Here is a 24,666-nt window from a genome sequence, read left to right as displayed (position 1 = left end):
ATTTTTCATTAGATTTAGGTAATAATCTTATCTAAAATTTAGTTTTAATAACTAACAAATAATTTAAGGAATATTAATAATATGAAAAAATTACTTTTAATAACAGCTGCAAGTACAGCTATTTTATCTTCAGCTGCAATATTTGCTGCTACTGATCCTTGCGAAGGAGTTGTGATGAATGCCCCTATGACTGATTCAGCTATGAATTCATCAATGCCAGCATCAGCTATGGAAAATCTATGGTATCTAAAAGTAAATGCTGGTGCTGTAATTTTTGATAGCCAAAAAGATAAGCCTACAGGCATAAAAGTGAAGTCTAACACTGGCTTTACTGGCGAAATCGGAGCAGGTTACTATATTATGGATAATCTAAGAACTGATTTCACAGTTGGTTTAGTAACAAGTAATCATTTAAAAAAATCAGCAAATGATAAAAATGGTAATAGAGTTTCAGTAAAACACAGACCTAATATTGTAAGCTTCTTATTAAATGGTTATGTTGACGTAGTTGACTTAAATATGTTTAAAGTTTTTGCTGGTGCTGGTATTGGTGCTGCAATGGTAAAAGAAAAAATTTCATATGCATACGCTGATCCTGCTATCGCTGCTAATAAAAGTGGTAAAGTAAATGTTAAAAATAAAACAAATTTTGCTTATCAATTATCTTTAGGAACATCATTTGAAGTAGCTCAAGGCGTAAAAGCTGAGCTAGTATATAGCTGGATAGATTACGGTAAAACAAAAACTAAAACTGTTACTAAGAATGGTGAGTCAGCAAGCTTTGGTGGAACACGCTATAGAGGTAATAACTTAATGGCTGGTCTAAGATTTGATATGTAATTTTTTACATCTTTTAAATCCCTAAATCCAAGAAAAGAGAGTCTTTAGTTTCCTAAAGGCTCTTTTTTTATACACTCACGTCATTGCGAGGAAAAACTGTAAGTTTTGACGAAGCAATCCAGTAAAATACATAGCATTTTTAGGCACCGTCAAGTTAAGTAAATTAGTGTCACAAAGTACTATATTTTTAGATTTCAGACAGCAAGAAGTCTTTGAGTAGCTTCATCCCAAATGGATTTAGCGGACGCAAATGCAATTCTTTGCTCAGATGCTGTTTTAGTATATCTTCCAACATTTACAGCAAATATATTTCTGACTTTTCCCATCAGTGATAATGTACATTGTGCTGAATTAGGATGCTTAAATTTAATCAGTATCTTCTCTTTTCTCCTAGTTGGCTGATGGGCATTCTCAATCCGATTATTTAGTCTTTTATCGGTACGATGCTTAGTCCTAGGACACATATACCTAACTGGTTTAATGTAGCTTTTTAGCTTATCAGTCACAATAACCCTTGGACATGGATAATTACCCAATAATCTTGATAAAAAGCGAATAGCTGATTTCTTGTTACGACGCTTCTGCAGTAATACTTCTAATTCATGTCCCTCAGAGTCAACAGCTCTCCATAATATGAATACTTCACCTTTGATCTTGATATTCATCTCATCCAAATGCCATTTATCAGTTGGCTTTCGCTCTCTCTTACTAATAACATCTTGAAAATAAACTACAAACTTATAACACCAAAACCTTACAGTCTCATGACTTAATATAATACCTCGATAAGCCATCTGCTCTTGAACATCTCGGTAACTATTATTAAAGCGATGATATAACCATACTGTATGGCTATAATGCTTGCTGGAAAACGATGTCTATTCGGGGCTTGAGTAATATGCATAGCGGTAAAATCTAGGATAAATTGTTACTGCTATTCTATAAATCATTCCCTGTAATTGCTCAATACTTAATTTATACCTCCCTTAACTTGACGGTGCCGTACCGATAAAAGACTAAATAATCGGATTGAGAATGCCCATCAGCCAACTAGGAGAAAAGAGAAGATACTGATTAAATTTAAGCATCCTAATTCAGCACAATGTACATTATCACTGATGGGAAAAGTCAGAAATATATTTGCTGTAAATGTTGGAAGATATACTAAAACAGCATCTGAGCAAAGAATTGCATTTGCGTCCGCTAAATCCATTTGGGATGAAGCTACTCAAAGACTTCTTGCTGTCTGAAATCTAAAAATATAGTACTTTGTGACACTAATTTACTTAACTTGACGGTGCCTTCTGAAACTATCAGAACGGAGCGTAGATAAACTACATGAGTACCGAAAGGGCTACAAAGACGAATCAGCCAATTTTGAGAGATTAAACGAGTATATTTATTCAGTTTACTATAAAATTTAAAAAGAAATGGTAGCGAGGGAGGGATTTGAACCCCCGACACACGGATTATGATTCCGTCGCTCTAACCAACTGAGCTACCCCGCCAAAGATGTATTTTTATTGTGGATTTTGCTGTAAATGCGATATTTTATTGTTCTTCAGTTAGTATTAATTGCGTCCAATCTAAAAGCGTGTTCGGTATCATCTAGTTAGCTTGCACCTAGTTATTGTATGGCTTCAATGTCGTTCCTGCTTAAGGCTTGCTTTGTTGCATAGCTCAAGAAACGTCATTGCGAACGAACAAAGTGAGTGCAACAATCCAGAAAATAATAAAAATACTAATTTTATTAGTATTTTTAACTGGATCCCGTGAATAAATCACGGGATGACAGGGGAAACTGATCTACGCTAGCAATGCCGCCACGGATGACGCAGAGGGCGTTTTTCGATCCACGCAATAATGCTTCACCTACACGAAAACGAAATAAAACAATAAATTAACGTTTAGAGAATTGTGTTTTCTTACGTGCTTTATGTTGCCCGTATTTCTTACGCTCTACTACTCTAGAATCACGTGTTAAGAAGCCACCTTTACGTAAAACAGCATGAAAGTCTGGAGCTGATTGTGCTAATGCCTTAGATATACCGTGTAAGATAGCACCTTTCTGTCCTGAAATACCACCACCTCTAACTGTACAAACTATATCATACTGATTATTAGTCTTCGTTAAAGTAAAAGGTTGCAATATAGTTTTAACTTGCGTTTCAGAAGCAAAATATTGATCTAAACTTTTTTTATTAACAATTACTTGCCCTTTTCCTGGTTTAAGCCAAACTCGTGCTATAGCGTTTTTTCTTTTACCAGTAGCATAGAATCTACCTGAGTTATCCATTTTCTCTTTAGGAATTTTAACTGTTTGTTTATCAACAATTAAAGCTTCCTTATTTAGCGGCTTTTCTACTTTGTCTGTTTTAATCTTTAACGTTGTCATAGTTGATTACTTCTTATTTTTTGGATTTTGGCTTGCAAAATCATAAACTACAGGCTGCTGTCCTGCGTGAGGATGTTCATTATTTGCATAAATATATAGATTACTCATTTGCTTAGCACCTAAAGCATTTCTTGTAATCATTCTTTTAACTGCCATTTTAATGACTCGCTCAGGGTGTTTACCACTTAAAATTTTACCTGCGGTAGTATCTTTAATACCGCCTGGAAATCCGGTATGTCTATAATATATCTTCCCGTCTTTAGGATTTGCTTTTTTACCAGTTAATGTTACATGCTCTGCATTGATTATGATTATATTATCACCACAATCCATATGAGGAGTAAAGCTAGGTTTATGTTTACCACGAAGCATATTAGCAACTCTACTTGCAAGTCTCCCAAGTACAACATTTTTTGCGTCTATAACCCACCATTTTTTTTCAATTTCCGATGGTTTTGCAGAATAAGTTTTCACAACAATATCTTTTTAATTAAAATTTTTGAATAAAGATCTAAAGCCATATTTAATAGCATTAATACCGGTAGTTTGTCAAGTTATATTTAGTACTATTTGTTTCCGAATATTATTTTTCTATCAGTAGAAAAATATAAGTTTTTATTAGTAGTTAAACCATAATAATGGATATTATGAATGATTTTAGTAATATTTGGCACTGTACCTAAATGATCATTATTATCTAAATCAAAGCTATATAAAACACCACTCATAGAAATAATATCTAGGCTGCGGCTGCCGTTATTCTCTGCTATAAAAGGTGCTAAGAAAGTAGAAACTTTTAGTTTTTTGGAATCTTTTCCATCATTTAAATCAGCTACAAATTTTACTAAACCTGTTTCAGGATTAAAAGCAGCTACCTGCCTTGCATTATTTGTGACAAATAAACTATTACCGATTAAGGATGTTGATTGAATATCCTCAGCATTTACTTGCCAAATAGCTGCTCCTGTATCGAGATTTAATTTAATAAGTTTACCGAGTCCTGTGGCTATATATAAATTATTATTATCATAAATAGGAGCACATAAAATGCTAGCTTCTTCAAAATTTGGTATAGCTACATGATCGAAACTTGCAAATTCAAAATTCCATTTTACTTCACCATTTTTTGTATTTAACGCAAGTATTTGTCCGGAATTATAAGTTATTATTACACTATCTTTATGTACTATCGGTGTCATGAAATAGCTTGCTGATAGAACTTCAGCTAAACTCTCATGCTCCCAAACGTTTTTTAAAGTTTCGGCATTTAAAGCAGTTGTTTGATTGCTGATTGTTTGGACTAAAACCGTGCTATCATTTAGCATTACCGGTTTTGTTCGTATAATATCAGGAAGCTGTTTTCTAATTATTTCATAACCTGTTTTTGCATCTAGTACTACTAATAATCTTGAACCATATGTTACATATAATTTGTCGTTATAATGTAAAATGCCGCCACCAATGTAATTATCTTTTTTATTTCGGCTTAAATTATAAGACCAAATAACTTTATTTTTCTCTATAGAAAATGCCAAAACATTTGATCTAATATCTAACGCATAAATCATATTACCTACAAAAACAGGCTCTGTAATGGTTTTATTTTTAACAAAATCATAACGCTTGTTTTTTAACATATTTGGATTAAATGCATATATGTTTGCACTGTTCCCTAAATATATTGGCTCGTTAGATTGCAGAGATAATTTAGGAGTTAATTCAACTATATTTTTTACTCTTTTTGGACCAAGTGCGTTACATGCACTTAAAATAATGAGCGGTAATAATAAACTTACTATTTTTTTGATCATATTTCTCCTTTAATTCTATTATTTAGCTCTATCTAAGCCTGCAAGCAAAGCTTTTGCTTGATCTTTTAGTAAATCTGAAGTGTTATTTGATGCTACTAAACTTCTTAAATTCTTTTCTGCTTCTGCAAGCATATTACTCTTAATATCCCAAATAGCTTTCATAATATTTGCTGTAGCCCAAAAAGGCTTATTTTCATCATCAAAATAATTTAAATATTTTACTAATTTTTCTTTGTAAGCAATATCTAGCTTTTCATCATCAATAACAAGACTACACCATGCAATACGTGCATATGAAGTAACAATTTCTGAATATTCCTTATTTTCAATAATCTTATTTAGTAAATCTTTGGCTTCTGAATTTTGTTTCCCTGAAAGTTTTATAGCAACTTGCTCCAGTAAAGCAATCTCTTTTATCTTAGTATCACTTATGCTAACTAAATTTTCTAAGGTACTAATAGCAAGTTCCCTATTACCTTGCACAACTTCTAAATTAACTGCTTTAACAAAAATATCACCATTTTTTTGGTTATTTTCAATTTGCTTACTTTTATTGTTATTATTAATGACCATTATAGTAATAGATATTAAGGCAATAATTATTACTATAGGTAAAAGTCTTTTAAAAAAAATCAGCCTTTTTTCTTCATTTTGATCATTTAATACTTCGTCTAGAATATCTGTCATATTTTTTATTTTGATTTAGTGGTACAGCCAAATTTGAGCTTAGCATCTTCCGCCATTTTTTTAGATGCAGCTGTTCTATTACTTGGAAATTCCTTATTCAGCTTATCAAGCATATTGCAAGCTTCTGTAGTCTTCTTTAATTCACCAAGTGAAAGTGCTAGCTTTAATAGACCATCAGAGGATTTTGCTCCTTTTGGTGATTCTTTATAACCTTTTAGATAATTAACAGCAGCTGTATTATAATCTTTTTGTTTAAAAAAGCATTCTCCATACCAAAAATAAGCATTACTAATCATTGAACTTTTAGGATATTTTTGGATAAAGTTTTTAAATTTATTCTTAGCATCATCAGTCTTATTATCTTTGTAAGAAGCAAGAGCTAAATCATAAGCTTGTTTATCAGGTGCAACATCCTTGTTAGGTTCAGGAGCAGTTTTTACTTCCTCTACGTTATTAGGCAGATCTTTAAGCAGACTTACGTCAAAAATATCAGGGGTATTTTGATGATCTGTTTCCGAAGTTTCAGTGTTTTCGCTTAGTTGTGGAATATTAGAATTTTTGCTTAATATATCAATTTTATGCTGTAAAACCTCAATTTTACCAATCAATCTTCTAATTTCTTGCTCTTGCTCATCTAATCTACTTTCAAAATCATTACTTGCTGCATATTTTAAAGGTTGTCCCTTTATAGTGCCACTTTCTGCAAACGTTAATAATGAAAATAAAAGAGTAAATATTAAAATAACTAGCTTCATATTATTTTTTTATTTTTACAATAATGTTTCTTATAATACTGAAAATTTTCTAACATTCCACATGTTTTTAAAAATCTTACAATAATCTATCATATACCGCAGATATTTTAAGATTTGAAAGTCAAACAAGTGGTGAGCCTGCACAAGCAGTAGATAACCACGTGAGCACAGGCGGATCCTAAAATTTGACCTATACGAAGATCAACTTGGAAAAGAGCAAGGAGTTCATAAGACGAGGAGCGGAGCGTATACTTAATACGTGAGCACCGCAGTACTTATAGAACGACGCAGCCAATTTTTCAAGTTCATCGAGTATATTTTATATTTCGATGCTGCCGTCATAAGCAAAAGTCAATATAATAGTAGTTCCTTCATTTATTTTACTTTGCAAATCAAATTTACCATTCATAAGCTCAACTAACTTTTTAGTAAGGGGTAATCCGAGTCCAGTACCTTCATATTTGCGGCTAAGTTCACTATCAATCTGCCCAAATGTTGATAAAGTTTTTGGAATATCTTTTTCTTCAATACCAATTCCAGTATCTATAACTTTTATATATACTAATTTAGCTAGCTCATCTTTTTCCATTGTAACAGTAACGCTTCCACCAGAGTTTGTAAATTTCACCGCATTTGATAAAAGATTTAAAAATACTTGCTTAAGTCTTTTTGGATCTGCCTTTATAACGATATGCTCTTTCGGTGACTTGTTAACTAATTCTACTCCAGCTTGATCAGCTCGAGGCTTAACAAGTATAAGTGACGAGCTAACCAATTTATTTAAATCAAGGTCAATACTATCTACTTTTAGCTTATCCGCAGAAGCCTTAGAAAGATCCAAAATATCGTTAATCATACTAAGTAGATGCTTACCAGCATCATTAATATCTTTAATATAATTTCTACTTTTTTCTGGATCTTTTTCTGACATTAAAATTTCAGAAAAGCCTATTATGGCGTTAAGAGGTGTTCGTAACTCATGACTAATATTGGCAAAGAATTTTGTATTTGATGAACTAGTCTTTTCTACCTTTATTATTTCAGCTTTTAAATTTCTATTTGTTATTAGCTGCTCTTCGATAATATGCCTAGCATAATTAGTATTACTAACAATTATAGTACAAAATATTATAAAAATAATAATAAACGTTATAAAAACTTTTTGCTCAAGAGATATTATATTTTGCCATTGATTAGTAATATTAGTATTAATCTCAAGTATTGCATCTACTGGAAAATTGTTTAAATCACTACCTATAATAGGTATATAGCTAGTAATAAAAGAAGCTTTTTTTTCTGTTAAATCATTTTCATTCTGAATTATAACCCTAGGAAGTAATATATGACTTGTAACACCTTCAAGAGCACTTAACAAAGGTGCTTTTGCAGTAAGAGATCTAAAAAAATATTTATCAATTTTTGCGGTGAATATTTCAACTAAACTATCATCTGGATAATTATCCACACTATACATATTTAGCATATTACTGGTAATAAATTTATTACCGTTAAGATCATACAGAGAAATGTTAATATCAAGATTAGTAAACCAATCAGCAGTAATAATGACAAAATCAATGAATTCTTGATCTTGTAATAATTTTAAATAGCCAAATTTATGTAATTTATTAATTACATTTTCATGAGCATTCCAAATATTGCGGGTATAAAGACAAGCAATTTTAGTGTTTTGTAAAGCCACCTGTTTTACTATCATCTCTTTTATCATAAAATAACGATAAAACATCATATTTATGACAATATTAAGAAACAATACAACAAATGATAATCTGACTATATATTTATTATGGTTCATTATCACCTTATTTTTCTGTATACTCGTTTACTCAACTCTTCATTTAGTAGTAGTGTAATGTCTCACGTCATTGCGAAAAGATTCGTAGAATCGACGCGGCAATCTCAAAATCCTGTACTGTTTCATAAGATTGCCAAGCCACGGGATGACACAGGGGGAGAATGATCCACTCTTATTTAACTTCCCCTTTTGTCTCTAGATTCTTATTAATAATTAACCCTGTAATTACATCATAAGCACGAGCAAATTGGTAATCTTTTTTGTATAATTCAGATAATTCATTATCTTCTTGTTTATTATTTTTATCTTTTGTTTCTTTTTTACTATCTTTATTTTTGGATGAATTATCTTTTTCGGCATCATTCTTCAAATAATTTTTTAAAGAACTTTCAGAAAAACGTTTATCTATTTTTTTAACCTCTGGATATTCTACTTTTGCTGGTTCAATTATAATATCAGGCTCTATACCATCTGCTTGAATAGAACGACCGCTTGGTGTGTAATATTTAGCGACAGTAAGTTTTACAGCTGCTCTTTGATTAATTTGAGTCAAAGCCTGAACTGAACCTTTACCAAAAGATTTAGTTCCAAGTATTATCGCTCTTTTATGATCTTGCAACGCTCCTGCTACTATTTCCGCAGCTGAAGCAGAATTACCGTTTATCAGGACTATCATAGGAACTTTTGGAGCTTTCAGTGAAAACTCATTTGCTTTGGTTTCAGTATCGATCAAGTTAGCTCTACCTTTTGTCGTCAATATTATACCAGAATCAATAAAGTAATCACTAACAGCAATTGCCTGTTCTAGTATACCTCCTGCATTATTACGTATATCGAGAATAATACCTTTAATATCATCTTTACTTTCAGATTTAAGCTTCTTTACTGCTGCTTTCAATTCGGAGATTGTTGATTCGTTAAAAGTAATAATACGTATATAAGCAATATTATTTTTTTCTAAATGTGCTTTTATTGGGTTCATTTTCACTATTTCGCGAGTAAGCTCTATATCTTGTGGTTTTACCTCATCGGCTTTTATAACTAGTAATTTAACTTTAGTCCCCGGCGTACCTCGCATTTCTTTCACGGCTTTGTTAGGACCAATTGTAGATACTAACTCGTTATTCACCCCAACTATGTAATCCCCTCCTTTTAGACCAGCTTTGAATGCAGGCAAATCATCAATAGGAGATATTATTTTTATAGCCCCGCTATCATACATTATGGTAACTCCAATTCCGCCAAACTCACCTTTAGTAAATATAAAAATATCTTCAAAATCCTCACCTGTGTAATAACCTGAATGCGGATCAAGCGAATTTAACATGCCGTTAATTGCTTCATCTATCATTTTTTGTTTATCTGGTATTTCTACGTATTCTTTTTCAACACGTTCAAATATTTCCTGAAACTGCTTATAAGCTTCTTCGTTTGTTATTTTATTTTGAGGCTCTTTCGTTTCTTCTTTAGTAGCGGCAAATACAGAAACAAAATTTATAGTAAAAAATAATGCTATAATTAAACGTAAATACATAATACTCCATTTTCATTGTCATCCCGTCATTGCGAGGAGAAACTGTAAGTTTCGACGAAGCAATCTTAAGAGTCGTGTACTACTTCATGAGATTGCATCAAAGCTTCGCTCCTCGCAATGACGCTTATCTTAAATATCCAGCTCGTTAATAATCTTATCCATTTTAATTAAAGCTTGCTCATAAATAAATTGGAATCTTTTTTCCGGCTTTTTGCCCATCAAATCATCTACTATTTTATCAACATTTTGAAAATCTTCTAAAGTAACCTTTAATAATGATCTTTTTTCCGGATGCATGGTAGTTTCTTTCAACTGCATAGGCATCATTTCACCGAGTCCTTTAAATCTACCAACTTCAATTTTAGCTTTACTACTCTTGGATAATTTATCTGTTAGTTTGGCTTTTTCCTCTTCATCATTTGCATAATAAGTTTTATTAGACTGAGTTAAGCGATAAAGTGGTGGTTTTGCTAAATATAAATGTCCGTCTTCTACTAATTTTGGCATTCTTAAAAAGAAGAAAGTCATTAATAATGAAGCTATGTGAGCACCATCAACATCGGCATCAGTCATAATAATTATTTTCTCATAACGCAAGTTTTCTTTTTTATAATTCTTCATACTACCGCAAGCAAGAGCTATTTCTAAATCTTGTATAGCTTGGTTATTGACTATCTTTTCAAGCGTAGAGCTTGCGACATTCAACACCTTACCCCATAGCGGCAATACTGCTTGCGTTTCTCTATTACGTGCTTGTTTAGCCGAACCACCTGCCGAATCACCTTCTACAATAAACAATTCCGTACCTTCTGGTGAAGTTCTTGTGCAATCAGCAAGCTTACCGGGCAGACGTAATTTTTGCGTAGCATTTTTACGAGAAATAGTTTTTTCATTTTTCTTATTTAATCTAAACTCAGCAATGGCTATAAAATGCTCAAGCAAATTATTAGCTATGGTTTTGTTGCTACTAAGAAAATGGTCAAAATGGTCTTTTATAATATTTTCAGCAGGTTTGCTTACACCTTGAGATACTAATTTTTCTTTAGTTTGCCCTTGAAAAGTAGGCTCAGCTATAAAAATAGATAGTACAACACTTGCAGTTTCTAAAATATCTTCGATAGTTAGATTAGCGGTTTTTTTATTCCCAACCATTTCACCATATGCTTTAAGCCCACGTAGTAAAGCAGACTTAAGACCTTGTTCGTGAGTTCTGCCTAAGGGAGTTGGGACTGTATTACAATAAGATTGAATAAATGCCGAGCTGTCATTATTTTGCCAACAAATTGCCCATTCAAGCTTTATGCCGTCTTGCTCTGATTCAACATTTCCAGAAAAGATTTCTGGCGTAATTAAATCATCTGGTGTTATTTTTGAGCTTAAATAATCTTTTAAACCATTTGGGAAGTTTATTAATGCTTTCTTAGGTACATCGCTAGATGCTTCAATTTCACACTCCCATTCTATAGTAACACCTCGATATAAATAAGCTTTCGATCTTGCAAGCTCATAAACTTTTTTAGGATTAAAATGTAGTTTTTCGCCAAAAATTTCTGGATCAGGGATGAAATTTATCGATGTACCTTTTAGCCTTTTAGGTGCTTCTTCACATATTAATTCGGTTAATTTTTCACCTTTTGCATAGCTTTGCTTATATAATTTACCCTGCTTATATACTTTAATTTCTAGATGTTCTGCTAAGGCATTAACTACTGATACCCCAACACCATGCAATCCACCAGCAGTTTGATAAACATTGCTTGAAAATTTACCGCCAGAGTGAAGCGTAGTTAAAATAACTTCTAATGCTGATTTGTTAGGGAATTTTGGATGATTATCGATAGGGATTCCACGACCATTATCCGATATGGTTATACTGTGATCCTGATGCATTTTTATCGTGATAATACTTGCAAAACCGGCCACAGCCTCATCCATAGAATTATCAAGTACCTCAGATACTAAATGATGCATAGCATTTAAGTCTGTGCCACCAATATACATACCAGGTCTTTTACGAACAGGCTCAAGCCCCTCTAATACTTCAATATCTTTTGCACTATATGTATTGTTAACTATCTTAGGTTTTTTTTCTTTGTTGAAGCTAAATAGATCGCTCATAAGTTAGAATTACGATTAAAAAAGAATTTTTTATACTTCTTTAAATTAAACTATTTAGTATAGAAAAGCAATTATGGTTTGAAGAAAATATAAATGTTAACTAAAAATAGTTAGTAAGTTATATAATAGTTTAAAATAGATCTTAATAAACTAATAAGAGTTCTTATAATACTTAAAGATTTTTGTTAGAGTTAATTAATTAATATGCTATATAAATTATGACTATTAAAATATTTATTTGAGCTTTAAAATATATGAGCAATATTTCTGTAAATAAAGATATTAACCATGCTTTGGTAGAAGAGAAAAGACCTCCTATATATACAGCACTAAAATATTGGGGCAAAAAACCACACAATATTTGGGCAGAGTATATCAAAACGGCACCGTCAAGTTAAGTAAATTAGTGTCACAAAGTACTATATTTTTAGATTTCAGACAGCAAGAAGTCTTTGAGTAGCTTCATCCCAAATGGATTTAGCGGACGCAAATGCAATTCTTTGCTCAGATGCTGTTTTAGTATATCTTCCAACATTTACAGCAAATATATTTCTGACTTTTCCCATCAGTGATAATGTACATTGTGCTGAATTAGGATGCTTAAATTTAATCAGTATCTTCTCTTTTCTCCTAGTTGGCTGATGGGCATTCTCAATCCGATTATTTAGTCTTTTATCGGTACGATGCTTAGTCCTAGGACACATATACCTAACTGGTTTAATGTAGCTTTTTAGCTTATCAGTCACAATAACCCTTGGACATGGATAATTACCCAATAATCTTGATAAAAAGCGAATAGCTGATTTCTTGTTACGACGCTTCTGCAGTAATACTTCTAATTCATGTCCCTCAGAGTCAACAGCTCTCCATAATATGAATACTTCACCTTTGATCTTGATATTCATCTCATCCAAATGCCATTTATCAGTTGGCTTTCGCTCTCTCTTACTAATAACATCTTGAAAATAAATACAAACTTATAACACCAAAACCTTACAGTCTCATGACTTAATATAATACCTCGATAAGCCATCTGCTCTTGAACATCTCGGTAACTATTATTAAAGCGATGATATAACCATACTGTATGGCTAATAATGCTTGCTGGAAAACGATGTCTATTCGGGGCTTGAGTAATATGCATAGCGGTAAAATCTAGGATAAATTGTTACTGCTATTCTATAAATCATTCCCTGTAATTGCTCAATACTTAATTTATACCTCCCTTAACTTGACGGTGCCGTAAAGATTTATCAAATAGTAACTCTCTATAATAAGGTTGCTTTTCTTGTAAATTTTTCTCTAAACCTTCAATAATATCTTTAAGACAAGGGCTTGAATATTGTTTATACAAATTTTTAACATGGTTTAAATTATTAAGGCTTACCCGCCAATCTACATAAACATTTTTATAAGCTAGATTTTTTTGTTGTGTAGCATAATTTTTCCCAAATAATTGGTTAATAAGTTCGCTATAGCAAAAAGCAATGAGGTTCAGACATTAAATTTGCGAGCGAGATTGCGGAGCGTATATTAAAATACGTGAGCACAATCGAGGCTCGCTAAATTTGATGTATCAACCTTATTGCTTAAAGCTATACCATAATCAGAATTTCCTCCTTGATTACCCCTTAAATCAAAAACTATTATATTCTTTTTCTAAAGTTTTTAATTACAGCTAGAAGTGAATTAAATTCTTGTTGTTGCGATTCAGTTAAATCAAAGTTAGGTAAATCTATCCAAACAATATTTTTAAGAAAATACTTAATTTGAAATGGTTTAAAATTAGAAGGTATTATTTTTGGCGTTTTATTATACCAATTAACGCTTAAATGAGTATCATTAAAAGTGCTGGTAAAAGCTTCTATAATTTGCTTAGGGTTTTGAGATGTTTCATAAAAAGCTTTGTTTGCTTTTAGATAATTATGTTTAAGGTTTTCCTTAAATGTAGGGTCTTCTTTATTAAAAATACCAGGATGATTTTCTTGAATTTCGTTATAAATATATTTAAGATCGCTGTTTCTGTGATTATCATTCTGACAGCTATTAAAAAAATAATACTAAAAAATATATAAAGAAAAATCATATCTTATGTATATACTCAGATAGAACTTGAAAAATTGGCTCCGTCGTCTTATAAGATCGCAGGTAGCCAAATATAAGCTTCGCTCAGAGGGCTTTAGACCGATTACTCTTTTCCAAGTTGATCTTCGTATACCCAGCTCTTCATTTATTAGGAGTATATAATAAAATGATTGAATGCCCTTAACGATGCTTTTTGTCGCTCATAGCTCATTCTATTATTTATAGTCTCTATTTTTTGTAATTGAACTTAATTTTTTGAGTATAAAAAGAAGATTTAACAAGAGGAATTAAAAAATTTGCATTGCAAGCTTGGCAGCGACTTACTCTCCCATGCCTTATGACATAGTACCATTAGCGCTATGAGGTTTCACGTTCGAGTTCGGGATGGGATCGTGTGTTTCACTCATGCTATAACCACCAAGCTAGCAATACAAACTTTTTAAATAATAGATTTGTATTGGTTGCTGTTAGTGTTGTTGCATGGCTTAATTATCTTGTATCACAATTTGTATCCTGAGATCCCGTGGACAAGCCACGAGATGACATTATATTTTACTGGATTCCTGCTTTCGCAGGAATGACATATAAATAAAGCCACGGAATAACAATCATGCAACAACACTTTTATTAATTGATAAAGCTATTTTAACCTGATAACTTTATGAGTTGATACTGACATATTATAGAATAAACACTATATACATGTGTAATCTCACAGCAAAGTAAATCAATCGAGCTATTAGTATCAGTTAGCTACACGCATTACTGCGCTTCCACACCTGACCTATCAACGTGGTGGTCTTCCACGGCTCTAATGGGGAAGTCTAGTTTTGAGGTGGGTTTCCTGCTTAGATGCATTCAGCGGTTATCCCTTCCGTACTTAGCTACCCAGCTGTGCCGTTGGCACGACAACTGGTCCACCAGGGGTACGTCCACCTCGGTCCTCTCGTACTAAAGGCAGATCCTCTCAAACTTCCTACACCCACGGCAGATAGGGACCGAACTGTCTCACGACGTTCTAAACCCAGCTCACGTACCACTTTAATCGGCGAACAGCCGAACCCTTGGGACCTTTTCCAGCCCCAGGATGTGATGAGCCGACATCGAGGTGCCAAACGATTTCGTCGCTATGGACGCTTGGAAATCATCAGCCTGTTATCCCCGGAGTACCTTTTATTCGTTGAGCGATGGCCCTTCCACTCGGGACCACCGGATCACTATGACCGACTTTCGTCTCTGCTCGTCTTGTCAGACTCGCAGTCAGGCTAGCTTATGCCATTGCACTCTAAAAGTTGATTTCCGACCAACCTGAGCTAACCATCGCGCGCCTCCGTTACTCTTTGGGAGGCGACCGCCCCAGTCAAACTACCCACCATGCATTGTCTCGGATCCTGATTCAAGGATCTCGGTTAGATGTCAAGAACCAAAAGGGTGGTATCTCAAGGGTGACTCCACAAAGGCTGACGCCTCTGCTTCATAGTCTCCCACCTATCCTGCACATTTGATTCCTAACACCAGTGCAAAGCTATAGTAAAGGTTCACGGGGTCTTTCCGTCTGACCGCGGGAACTCCGCATCTTCACGGAGAATTCAATTTCGCTGAGTCGATACTGGAGACAGCGGGGAAATCGTTACGCCATTCGTGCGGGTCGGAACTTACCCGACAAGGAATTTCGCTACCTTAGGACCGTCATAGTTACGGCCGCCGTTCACTGGGACTTCAATTCAGAGCTTGCACCCCTCCTCTTAATCTTCCAGCACTGGGCAGGCGTCAGACCCTATACTTCATCTATTGACTTTGCAGAGCCCTGTGTTTTTAATAAACAGTCGCTACCCCCTAGCTTGTGCCACCCACAAATGGTTGCCCATATGTAGGTCATCTTTCTTCCGAAGTTACAGATGCAATTTGCCTAGTTCCTTCAGCATCGTTCTCTCAAGCGCCTTGGTATACTCTACCTGTCCACCTGTGTCGGTTTCGGGTACGGTCTATAATGAAGGTGTTATTTCCTGGAAAATATTCGCTGCACAATCAATCCAATAAGACTGTACAACTTACTACTTTCGTCACATCCTTCAGGTTCAGGAATATTAACCTGATTCCCATCGATTACGCCTTTCAGCCTCACCTTAGGGGCCGACTAACCTTGCGCAGATTAACTTTACGCAAGAACCCTTGGACTTTCGGCGAGAATGTTTCTCGCATTCTTTATCGCTACTTATGTCAGCATTCTCACTTCCGATACCTCCAGCAAACCTTACGGTTCACCTTCACAGGCTTACGGAACGCTCCGCTACCACTCACACCAAATGTGTGAATCCGCATCTTCGGTACATGACTTGAGCCCCGTTACATTGTTGGCGCAAGAAAACTTATTTAGACTAGTGAGCTATTACGCTTTCTTTAAATGATGGCTGCTTCTAAGCCAACATCCTAGTTGTTTTGGTCTTCTCACATCCTTTAACACTTAGTCATGATTTAGGGACCTTAGATGGCGGTCTGGGCTTTTTCCCTCTCGACTATGGACCTTAGCACCCATAGTCTGTCTGCTATGCTATACTCATCGGCATTCGGAGTTTGATTGAGTTTGGTAAGTCTGTGGGACCCCCTAGCTCATTCAGTGCTCTACCTCCGATGGTAACCGCTATAACGCTCTACCTAAATAGATTTCGCGGAGAACCAGCTATATCCGAGTTTGATTGGCCTTTCACCCCTAACCACAGCTCATCCCCTACTTTTTCAACAGTAGTGGGTTCGGTCCTTCAGCGGATTTTACTCCGCTTTCAACCTGGCCATGGCTAGATCACTCGGTTTCGGGTCTAATTCATCTAACTATAGTCGCCCTATTCAGACTCGCTTTCGCTACGCCTACACCTAACGGCTTAAGCTTGCTAGATAAACTAAGTCGCTGACCCATTATACAAAAGGTACGCCGTCACAAGACATAAATGCTTGCCCCGACTGCTTGTAAGCATTTGGTTTCAGATACTATTTCACTCCCCTTGTTGGGGTACTTTTCACCTTTCCCTCACGGTACTTGTTCACTATCGGTCACTAGAGAGTACTTAGGCTTAGAGGGTGGTCCCCCTATGTTCAGACAGGATTTCACGTGTCCCGCCTTACTCAAGGACTTCAAACTTTTTACCTATACGGGACTATCACCCTCTACGGTCAACCTTTCCATGTTGTTTTAGTTATTTTTTTTGAAGCCACTGGCCTGGTCCGCGTTCGCTCGTCACTACTAACGGAGTCTCGGTTGATGTCCTTTCCTCCAGCTACTTAGATATTTCAGTTCGCTGGGTTTGCCTCATATAGCTATGTATTCACTATACAATACCTAATAAATTAGGTGGGTTTCCCCATTCGGAAATCTTTGGATCAAAGCTTATTCGCAGCTCCCCGAAGCTTATCGCAGCGTATTACGTCCTTCATCGCCTTCTAATGCCAAGGCATCCACCAAATGCTCTTATTATATTTACTTACGCTTTATTACTTGAGATTACACGATGCATACAGAATTAATTTTATAATTTCTTCAGTATCTAACTCACGATATAAATTTTTATTATCGCGGTGTATTTAGTTTTTAGCTTTATCAACTTTTTAAACAGCTACAAAGTTTTGTGTTTCAAACCTTGAGTGATTGATTTTATATCCATAATTTCGAATGTTGTCAAACACTATTTTAAATAATTTTTAAATTTCTTTTTTACGATAAGAATAAAATATTATTTTAACTTCTTTTAAGAATCGACTTTTTTGGCTTTCCATTAGGACTTATTGCACTTTTTGGAACTTTTACATCTCTACCTGAATCTTCAAAAAAGAATCCATCTTTTTGTAAAATTTTATTCACTTTCTTCAATTATCCTTGCCTATTTACTAAGCCTTTCTCTGTTTTAACAAACAATAACTTACCATTTTTTCGTAATACTATTTCTTCATCGGCTTCAAAATTTTTAGATATTTTTAAATTACCCTCCTTATCAAACTTGCCTAAAATATCTTTTTGTAAATCGGCAAATTCTGCAAAAGCATATAATTTTAAATTTTGTTTTATCTGTTCAGGTTCAGTTATATATTCCCCAGCTTTATTAATAAAACCAGTTATCTCATATTTAAAATCTTTACCATGCAGAGTTTTTTTAACAAGAAACTGAGTTTCAGTAAGTAATTTAGTTTCATCCTCTACTTCATCGTCAACTATATTAATTATTTTTCTCTTTATAGAATAGATATCGCTATTTTTATCGAGTTTTAGATCAAACTCTTTAATTTGTGGATTTTCATTAAATCGAACTGATTTTTTATTTTTAGTCATAATCACCTCTGTTAAAGATTTTTTAATAATAATCAAGAATAGCTTGATATTAAACTAATGTAAAATATTTACGCTGCTTCAAAAGAAAGTTGATAAACTAATCATTAGTTTAATTTATATTAATATTTATTATACTGAAATCTTAAATTATTATAAACTTTTTGTTGACAAACTTTAGAACCATATTATATGGTAATGCACTAAAAGTTAATTTATAATTATTAAAGGAAATTATTTATGCATGGAAAATTAAATTTTGATAGTCATAACACAGATATTTTTAATTTAAATTTACAAGGTTTAATTACTCAATTAAAAAATATAAAAAAAGTAGAATTTGCTAAAACTAGTAAAGCAAATAATAGTTATATTGATATTATAAGATGTGTAATTGATCAAGCTATATCGGAAAACAATATGAAGGAATAATAGATGCTGATGTAATTGTAATTAGAGAGGATAGTCGATTCCAAATTAAAGTTCTGCTTTACAGGGGAGGACAGAAATGGGGGGAGCAAAACTATTCCCCCATTTATAGCAAAACAGCTACTAAATTAGAAGTTTTAGAGTCTTTTATAGGGCAGTTTTATCAAGCAAGAAAACCTGCTAAAGAAATAATAATTAACATGCCGATACAAAATTCTGAATCAATTATTAGTTCTCTTAAAAAACTATATAATATAAAAACTAAATTTATAATTCCAAAAAGAGGAAGCAAAGCCCAGATATTGAGAGATTTACTTACTACCGAATGAAGAAACAATTTTGTTAATTAAAGATTCGATATTAATTGCCGATTGAGTATATTTTATTTCCTCATTAGGTGTTAAATCAACATTATCGTTTCCAGGTACGATTGCAATATATTTACCTCCGAGTAAACCACTAGTAACTACTTGAGCTTTTGAGTCTTTAGGTATTTTAACATTCTCATTGACATTTAAATATACAGTAGCAAAATAGCTAGTTGGATCTAAAAAAATCTTTTTAACATTACCGATTTTTATACCTGAAATCATTACGTCACTTCCGACTGATATCCCTTCCGCACTTTGAAAGCTGGCAGTGAGCTGATATCCTTTGGCGTTAGTCATAGAACTGCCAGTTTTATAAGCAAAAATTAAGAATAGGAAAGCAATAATTAATACTGCAAAACCGATAATTGTTTCAATAATATTTTGTTTCATTATTTTTTATACCAAATAGTTAATTTATGGTTGCCATCTACTATATCTAGCATTTGACGATTTAGATGATTTTTGGCTTATTTTGTTACTTTCTTGCCAAGAAAAAAGCTTAACATTTCTCGGCACTTCATTTACTAAATGATGCAGCCATGCATGCCAACTTGGCGAAATTTTTGTTGGTTCGTTAGCATTTTTATAAATAACAAATCTTTTAGGACGTCCTAAATAGTCAAGCTTCTTACTTTCGTAATATTGGTTTAGTAACTCATCTTCTCCTACTTTTTTATGAAAAAAAGTAATAAAAAACTTATTTATCCACGACATTTTAAAATTTCTATAGCAGTTTGTCTTCCTTGGACTGCAAGTTTATCAGCAGCAATATTACCGCTATTACTTGCATGTCCTTTTACCCATTTCCAAATGATAGTATGTTTGCTTAATTCTTCGTACAAATTTTGCCATAAATCAGCATTTTTAACGGGTTCATTGTTGCTTTTACACCAGTTGTTTTTTATCCAATTATGGATCCAAACGGTAATACCTTGTTGTAAATACTTACTATCAGTATAAATTTCCACATGACAAGGTTTTTTTAGAATTTTTAGGGCTTCAAGAGCTGCTGTAATTTCCATACGGTTATTAGTAGTCTCAAGTTCATGCCCAAATATTTCCTTATTAACCTCATTAAATTGAAGTAAAGCTCCCCACCCTCCTGGACCTGGATTGCCAGAACATGCACCATCGGTATATATAACTACTTTCGATATATCTTCTTTCAATATTTTAACTAGGTTTAATAGGTTTAGACTTAGAAGAGTTACGGAATTTATCTAGCATAATAACATTTTTTGACAATAAAGCTTCATCAATTTTATCATTATTTTCTTCTTCCAGAATTTGCTTTTCTATTTTCAATATTTCAGCTGTATTATTATTTTGTATATTTAATTGCTGATTAAAAGTAAAACTATAGCTATTACTTGAATCAACAAAACTAATAAGAGCATCAAATGGTATATAGATTGTTTCCTTAATACCGCTAAAACTTAACATTACGGAAAATCCGGTATCTTTTACTACTATATTCTCAAATTGATTCTGAAGTACTATCGTTATTTCTTTTGGGTATGCTTGTCTAACTTTTAAAGGCAAAATGACAGCTGGATGATCGGTCTTATATGATATATATATTAATTGGTCCCAATATAAATTTTCATGCTGAATCCTTGCCAAAACCTTTTTTACAAATTCCAGCATAGATTCATTTAAAAATTTTTTATATTCGATATTCATATATTAGTAAAAAGTAAGTAAACAATAGATGATAATATTAATTTGCAAAAAAGGAATCAGTAACCTCATTGCGAGGAGCGAAGCGACGTGGCAATCTCGTGAAGTAGTATAAAATTGCTGAGATTGCTTCGTCAAAACTTACAGTTTTTCCTCGCAATGACGGTTAAATACCCATGCTATTTTCAAATTAAATCTTGAGGGTTTTTCTGTTGCCCGGTAAACCCCCAAACCGCGTAGGTTTATGCTACAGCTAAAGCTGGAGTACCTGCAGAACGATAGTTATCGTTTGCGTTTCTTTGTTTTGACCCGTAAGACAAAAGCCTGCGGCGGAATCATCCCGAGTAAAAGCAATTTTTTTATTAGGCACGTCGATCCTATTTCGCCCCCTCAAAATACTACTTATCTTTTAAAAATTGCTCTTTCATTTTATCAGGGATTCGTGATGCTCACGTATTAAGTATACGCTCCGCTCACTCACCCATCAAAATAAAATTCAATTTTTAAAATACAAGCAGTATTTGCATCATATTGTTATACGAAGATCAATTTCAAAAAGAGCAAGGCGTCCACAAGACGAGGAACGGAAGCAATTACTTAATACGTGAGTACCAGAGTACTTGTAGGACAACGTAGCCAATTTTTGAAAATCATCGAGTATGAGTATTGGTGGAGGCGTCGGGTACTGCCCCCGAGTCCGCAACCTCTATTCTAAATTACGTTTATTACTATAGCTATATTAGCACTTACTATTATCGCTTAATTTGATTAATTTGTAAAGGTTTTATAGATTTATATTTAAAATACGCTTATAATCAATATTAGATTTTAAATTACAAACTATTTTATGCTCCCAAATCTTGGAATTATTGCTGGTAAAGGTTCATTACCTTCTTTAATAGCAGGTAATTATAGAAAACAAGGTGGTAATTGTTATATAGCTGCGATAGAGGGCGAAGCTGATATAGAATTAATTAAAGACTTTGAGTATCAACCTCTTAAAATCGGTATGGTTGGAGCAGCTATTAAGTATTTTACACAACATAACGTAAAAAATATTATTCTTATAGGAGGAGTCGATAGACCAAATTTAAAAAATTTAGCAGTGGATAAAATAGGCGGTTTATTACTTCTTAAAATAATTAGCCAAAAAATTCGTGGGGATGATAATTTGTTAAGAATAGTAGCTAGTTTTTTTCAGAGTTATGGCTTTAAGATAATTTCAAGTAATGAGATATATCAAAATCAACAATGTGATTCTAATATTATAACTGATACTAGCCCTACAAGTTCTGATAAAAAAGATATTGAATTTGGAGTAAAATTACTAAATCATTTAAGTAAATTTGATATTGGTCAGTCGGTTATAGTTGAAGATGGTTATGTACTCGGCATAGAAGCAGCTGAGGGGACAGATAATTTAATAGCTAGATGTGCAGACTTACGTAAAAAATCTTACGGTGGAGTGCTTATTAAACTTTCAAAAATAGGACAAGATAATAGGCTAGATTTACCAACTATAGGCGTTAATACTATAAAAAATCTTGCTAAATATAATTACAAAGGCGTTGCAATTCAAAAAAACCAAGTAATTATAGCTGAAGAAGAGAAAACTATAAAACTCGCTAATGAACATAAAATTTTTATAACAAAATGTTAGCAATAGGTATTACCGGTAGCTATGCATCGGGCAAAACTTTTATTTTGGATTATTTAGCAGAAAAAGGATATAAGACTTTTTGTGCCGATAGATGCATAAAAGAATTATATCAAGATTTTAAAATACAAACTGATATTTTAAAATTATTGCCGGAGCTTGAAACTTTTAACATTGGAAAGATTAGTAATTTAATCTATAATAATGATCTTGCACGTGAGAAATTACAAAATTTTATTTATCCCCTGCTAATAGAAAAACTAATTCAATTTAAACAGGAAAACATAAAATCCAAATTCGGATTTGCCGAAATACCGCTATTATACGAAGCTAAATTTGATAAATATTTTGACTTTGTCGTAACTGTGCATTGCTCCGAAGAAATAAGAATGCAAAGAGCAACAACCAGATCTTCTTTTGATGTGGAAATCTATAATAAGATTAAAGAAATTCAGCTTTCACAAGAGAGTAAAATAGCAAAAGCAGATTTTGCTATAAATAGCGGCGTTGATATGTTAGAATTAGAAACTCAGATAGCAAAGTTAATAAAGGATTTGGAATGTCGAGTTTAAGAGAAATAATTTTAGATACGGAAACTACGGGACTTGATCCAAAAGGCGGTCACCGAATTGTTGAGATCGGTGCTATTGAAATGGTAAATAAGGTACTGACCGGCAGACATTTTCATTTCTATCTTAATCCAGAACGAGACATGCCATTTGAGGCTTATAGAATTCACGGCATTTCTGGTGAGTTTCTAAAAGATAAACCATTATTTCATACTATTGCAGATGATTTTTTAGAGTTTATTGCCGATAGTAAACTTGTTATTCATAATGCACCTTTCGATGTTAAATTTCTAAATCATGAATTATCATTATTAAAAAGAGCTGAAATTAAACTCCTAGAACTTGAACATGCTATTGATACTTTAGTGATGGCTAGAAGTATGTTTCCTGGATCAAAATATAGCCTTGATGCTTTATGTAAAAGATTTAAGGTGGATAATTCTGGCAGACAACTTCATGGTGCTCTTAAAGATGCAGCTTTACTTGCTGAAGTATATGTAGAACTAACCGGCGGTAGGCAGTCAGCCTTTAAGATGCTTGATAAAGCTACTAAGGTAAATAATTTTAGCTATAATCGCTTGGATTCTCAGGCACATAGGAATATTCCCGTTATTAAACCAACAAAAGAAGAATTACAAAAACATAAGGAATTCTTGAGCAAGATTTTAAAAACTGCTTCGTAAAGCGTCATTTTAGATGACTTATGTCATTCCCGCGTAGGCGGGAATGACAAATACACAACAACCCTCTAAAATCCAATTATGAAAACCAAACTCACCGTACTCATCACCTTTATAATACTGATCTCTTTAGGTTTTTGGCAGCTTAATCGCTTAAAAGAAAAGAAGCTATTTTTAGCATCGATGCAAAAAAATCTTACCTCCCATGCAATCGATTTAGCTGAAATTCATGACAACTTACCTTATCATAAAGTAAAAATTACTGGGCATTTTTTACCTAATAAAGACATATATTTATATGGTAGGCGTTCAATGTCGAGTGAAAAGGATGGCTATTATTTAGTTACACCATTTAACACCGATGAAGACAAAATTATTTTAGTAGCTCGAGGCTGGTTTAGTAACCGCAATAAAAATATTATTACACAAGCAACCAATGAGCAGCCTCATGAGCTTATCGGCGTTACTATGCCGTCCGAAAAAACCCGTAGCTACTTACCGGCTAACGACGTTAAAAATAATGTATGGCTGACCTTAGACTTACAAGAAGCATCTAAAGTTTTAGGATTAAATCTTGAGAATTTTTATCTTATTGAAGAAAGCAAAGATATTAGCAATCTAGATATTTTGCTACCGCTTTCAATAAATCACCTAGCAGCTATTAGAAACGATCATTTAGAATACGCTTTTACTTGGTTTGGACTCGCCGCCTCTTTAGTTGTAATTTATAGGATTTATAGGCGTTCAGTGTCATCCTAGGGCAAGGGATCAAAAAACTTCTTCAGTGTCATCCCGTGGCTTGGGAACTAGATCCAGTATAAAGCGAGATAAAATCGAGCTTTTAGTTTTAAAAACTTGTTGTATTTAGGTTTTTTTCTGGATCTAGTTCCCAAGCCACGGGATGATAGCAATAAATCCTAATTT

Annotated in this window: 25 protein-coding genes, 1 tRNA gene, 2 rRNA genes, 1 other RNA gene and 2 pseudogenes; 9 read left to right on the top strand and 22 right to left on the bottom strand. The window is 33.4% G+C overall.

Annotated features, from left to right (window positions below; translation table 11 throughout):
* Positions 1-81: 81 nt before the first annotated feature.
* Positions 82-840: an outer membrane protein gene (locus BA173_RS04690; RefSeq protein ID WP_068041868.1), complete on the top strand. Its 759-nt coding sequence runs from the start codon at positions 82-84 to the stop codon at positions 838-840.
* A gap of 194 nt (positions 841-1,034) precedes the next feature.
* On the opposite strand, the pseudogene BA173_RS04685 reads toward BA173_RS04690, so the two are convergent.
* Positions 1,035-1,652, bottom strand: a pseudogene (locus BA173_RS04685) (IS6 family transposase); the annotation flags it as partial.
* Entirely contained in the window at positions 1,610-1,744 is a 135-nt protein-coding gene (locus BA173_RS08830; RefSeq protein ID WP_257789539.1) for a hypothetical protein, read from the bottom strand. The gene BA173_RS08830 and the pseudogene BA173_RS04685, both read right to left, overlap by 43 nt.
* Before the next feature lie 214 nt (positions 1,745-1,958).
* Here BA173_RS08830 and BA173_RS08825 point away from each other — a divergent pair, with 214 nt between their 5' ends.
* Positions 1,959-2,090 carry a hypothetical protein gene (locus BA173_RS08825; RefSeq protein WP_257789538.1) on the top strand — a complete coding sequence of 44 codons (132 nt, stop codon included), beginning with the start codon at positions 1,959-1,961 and terminating at the stop codon, positions 2,088-2,090.
* A gap of 181 nt (positions 2,091-2,271) precedes the next feature.
* Here the strand turns inward: BA173_RS08825 and BA173_RS04675 are convergent.
* From BA173_RS04675 to parE, 9 genes are all read right to left on the bottom strand, one after another.
* A tRNA-Met gene (locus BA173_RS04675) sits at positions 2,272-2,348 on the bottom strand.
* 392 nt (positions 2,349-2,740) lie between these two features.
* Positions 2,741-3,235: a 30S ribosomal protein S9 gene (gene rpsI, locus BA173_RS04670; protein ID WP_016948206.1), complete on the bottom strand. Its 495-nt coding sequence runs from the start codon at positions 3,233-3,235 to the stop codon at positions 2,741-2,743.
* 6 nt (positions 3,236-3,241) lie between these two features.
* Positions 3,242-3,709 (bottom strand): 50S ribosomal protein L13, encoded by a 468-nt coding sequence (gene rplM / locus BA173_RS04665; protein ID WP_016948207.1) that lies wholly within the window; start codon positions 3,707-3,709, stop codon positions 3,242-3,244.
* A 92-nt stretch (positions 3,710-3,801) separates the two neighbouring features.
* Positions 3,802-5,046 (bottom strand): PQQ-binding-like beta-propeller repeat protein, encoded by a 1,245-nt coding sequence (locus tag BA173_RS04660; protein WP_016948208.1) that lies wholly within the window; start codon positions 5,044-5,046, stop codon positions 3,802-3,804.
* An 18-nt stretch (positions 5,047-5,064) separates the two neighbouring features.
* Positions 5,065-5,733, bottom strand: coding sequence for a DUF2659 family protein (locus tag BA173_RS04655; RefSeq protein WP_016948209.1), 669 nt, complete (start codon positions 5,731-5,733; stop codon positions 5,065-5,067).
* 5 nt (positions 5,734-5,738) lie between these two features.
* Entirely contained in the window at positions 5,739-6,488 is a 750-nt protein-coding gene (ybgF, locus tag BA173_RS04650) for a tol-pal system protein YbgF (RefSeq protein WP_016948210.1), read from the bottom strand.
* A gap of 319 nt (positions 6,489-6,807) precedes the next feature.
* The gene (locus BA173_RS04640; RefSeq protein ID WP_016948211.1) at positions 6,808-8,304 is read right to left on the bottom strand and encodes a sensor histidine kinase; all 1,497 of its coding nucleotides are present in this window, start codon (positions 8,302-8,304) and stop codon (positions 6,808-6,810) included.
* 172 nt (positions 8,305-8,476) lie between these two features.
* Positions 8,477-9,838 (bottom strand): S41 family peptidase, encoded by a 1,362-nt coding sequence (locus BA173_RS04635; RefSeq protein WP_016948212.1) that lies wholly within the window; start codon positions 9,836-9,838, stop codon positions 8,477-8,479.
* Positions 9,839-9,967: 129 nt separating this feature from the next.
* The gene (gene parE / locus BA173_RS04630) at positions 9,968-11,956 is read right to left on the bottom strand and encodes a DNA topoisomerase IV subunit B (protein WP_016948213.1); all 1,989 of its coding nucleotides are present in this window, start codon (positions 11,954-11,956) and stop codon (positions 9,968-9,970) included.
* Positions 11,957-12,210: 254 nt separating this feature from the next.
* On the opposite strand from parE, the gene BA173_RS07875 reads away from it, so the two are divergent.
* Positions 12,211-12,354 (top strand): hypothetical protein, encoded by a 144-nt coding sequence (locus BA173_RS07875; protein ID WP_016948214.1) that lies wholly within the window; start codon positions 12,211-12,213, stop codon positions 12,352-12,354.
* 36 nt (positions 12,355-12,390) lie between these two features.
* Here the strand turns inward: BA173_RS07875 and BA173_RS04625 are convergent, their stop codons facing one another.
* The 6 genes and pseudogenes from BA173_RS04625 to BA173_RS08530 form a co-directional block, all read right to left on the bottom strand.
* Positions 12,391-12,861, bottom strand: coding sequence for a DDE-type integrase/transposase/recombinase (locus BA173_RS04625; RefSeq protein ID WP_232505908.1), 471 nt, complete (start codon positions 12,859-12,861; stop codon positions 12,391-12,393).
* Entirely contained in the window at positions 12,858-13,100 is a 243-nt protein-coding gene (locus tag BA173_RS08205; RefSeq protein WP_198387178.1) for an IS6 family transposase, read from the bottom strand. The genes BA173_RS04625 and BA173_RS08205 overlap by 4 nt, the downstream gene beginning before the upstream one ends.
* Positions 13,101-13,166: 66 nt before the next feature.
* Entirely contained in the window at positions 13,167-13,310 is a 144-nt protein-coding gene (locus BA173_RS07870; protein ID WP_016948215.1) for a hypothetical protein, read from the bottom strand.
* A 1,038-nt stretch (positions 13,311-14,348) separates the two neighbouring features.
* Positions 14,349-14,463 (bottom strand): 5S ribosomal RNA (rrf, locus tag BA173_RS04620).
* Positions 14,464-14,759: 296 nt separating this feature from the next.
* Positions 14,760-17,519, bottom strand: a 23S ribosomal RNA gene (locus BA173_RS04615).
* A gap of 252 nt (positions 17,520-17,771) precedes the next feature.
* Positions 17,772-18,176, bottom strand: a pseudogene (locus tag BA173_RS08530) (hypothetical protein).
* Between the two features lie 420 nt (positions 18,177-18,596).
* Between BA173_RS08530 and BA173_RS04605 the strand changes: the two are divergent.
* Together BA173_RS04605 and BA173_RS09010 are read left to right on the top strand one after the other, a co-directional pair.
* Positions 18,597-18,788, top strand: a complete 192-nt coding sequence (locus BA173_RS04605) for a hypothetical protein (RefSeq protein ID WP_068041413.1) — start codon at positions 18,597-18,599, stop codon at positions 18,786-18,788.
* Positions 18,764-19,114 carry a hypothetical protein gene (locus tag BA173_RS09010; RefSeq protein WP_410528027.1) on the top strand — a complete coding sequence of 117 codons (351 nt, stop codon included), beginning with the start codon at positions 18,764-18,766 and terminating at the stop codon, positions 19,112-19,114. Before BA173_RS04605 ends, BA173_RS09010 begins: the two co-directional genes overlap by 25 nt.
* Here the strand turns inward: BA173_RS09010 and mlaD are convergent.
* The 5 genes from mlaD to ssrA all read right to left on the bottom strand — a co-directional run bounded on the left by mlaD (position 19,097) and on the right by ssrA (position 21,620).
* Positions 19,097-19,546 (bottom strand): outer membrane lipid asymmetry maintenance protein MlaD, encoded by a 450-nt coding sequence (gene mlaD, locus BA173_RS04595; protein WP_016948219.1) that lies wholly within the window; start codon positions 19,544-19,546, stop codon positions 19,097-19,099. The genes BA173_RS09010 and mlaD overlap by 18 nt on opposite strands.
* A gap of 24 nt (positions 19,547-19,570) precedes the next feature.
* The gene (locus tag BA173_RS04590; RefSeq protein WP_068041416.1) at positions 19,571-19,870 is read right to left on the bottom strand and encodes an NADH-ubiquinone oxidoreductase subunit NDUFA12 family protein; all 300 of its coding nucleotides are present in this window, start codon (positions 19,868-19,870) and stop codon (positions 19,571-19,573) included.
* Complete coding sequence (gene rnhA / locus BA173_RS04585; protein ID WP_011477056.1) at positions 19,858-20,325, bottom strand: ribonuclease HI; 468 nt, start codon at positions 20,323-20,325, stop codon at positions 19,858-19,860. The genes BA173_RS04590 and rnhA overlap by 13 nt, the downstream gene beginning before the upstream one ends.
* A gap of 4 nt (positions 20,326-20,329) precedes the next feature.
* Positions 20,330-20,839, bottom strand: a complete 510-nt coding sequence (locus BA173_RS04580) for a ClpXP protease specificity-enhancing factor SspB (protein ID WP_068041421.1) — start codon at positions 20,837-20,839, stop codon at positions 20,330-20,332.
* A 194-nt stretch (positions 20,840-21,033) separates the two neighbouring features.
* Positions 21,034-21,620, bottom strand: a transfer-messenger RNA (tmRNA) gene (gene ssrA, locus BA173_RS04575).
* 63 nt (positions 21,621-21,683) lie between these two features.
* Here ssrA and BA173_RS04570 point away from each other — a divergent pair.
* The 4 genes from BA173_RS04570 (at position 21,684) to BA173_RS04555 (ending at position 24,501) form a co-directional block, all read left to right on the top strand.
* Positions 21,684-22,496, top strand: a complete 813-nt coding sequence (locus BA173_RS04570; protein WP_068041424.1) for an LpxI family protein — start codon at positions 21,684-21,686, stop codon at positions 22,494-22,496.
* Positions 22,490-23,065, top strand: coding sequence for a dephospho-CoA kinase (coaE, locus tag BA173_RS04565; protein ID WP_068041425.1), 576 nt, complete (start codon positions 22,490-22,492; stop codon positions 23,063-23,065). The genes BA173_RS04570 and coaE overlap by 7 nt, the downstream gene beginning before the upstream one ends.
* On the top strand, positions 23,053-23,745 hold the full coding sequence (dnaQ, locus tag BA173_RS04560) for a DNA polymerase III subunit epsilon (RefSeq protein WP_016947821.1): 693 nt from the start codon (positions 23,053-23,055) through the stop codon (positions 23,743-23,745). Before coaE ends, dnaQ begins: the two co-directional genes overlap by 13 nt.
* A gap of 78 nt (positions 23,746-23,823) precedes the next feature.
* Positions 23,824-24,501 (top strand): SURF1 family protein, encoded by a 678-nt coding sequence (locus tag BA173_RS04555; RefSeq protein WP_068041428.1) that lies wholly within the window; start codon positions 23,824-23,826, stop codon positions 24,499-24,501.
* The last annotated feature ends 165 nt before the right edge of the window (positions 24,502-24,666 follow it).

Origin of the sequence: Rickettsia sp. MEAM1 (Bemisia tabaci) (assembly GCF_002285905.1) — a bacterium.
Taxonomy (GTDB): domain Bacteria; phylum Pseudomonadota; class Alphaproteobacteria; order Rickettsiales; family Rickettsiaceae; genus Rickettsia.
The sequence above is the reverse complement of the archived record's forward strand: the minus strand, read 5'-3'. Positions and strand labels throughout refer to the sequence as shown.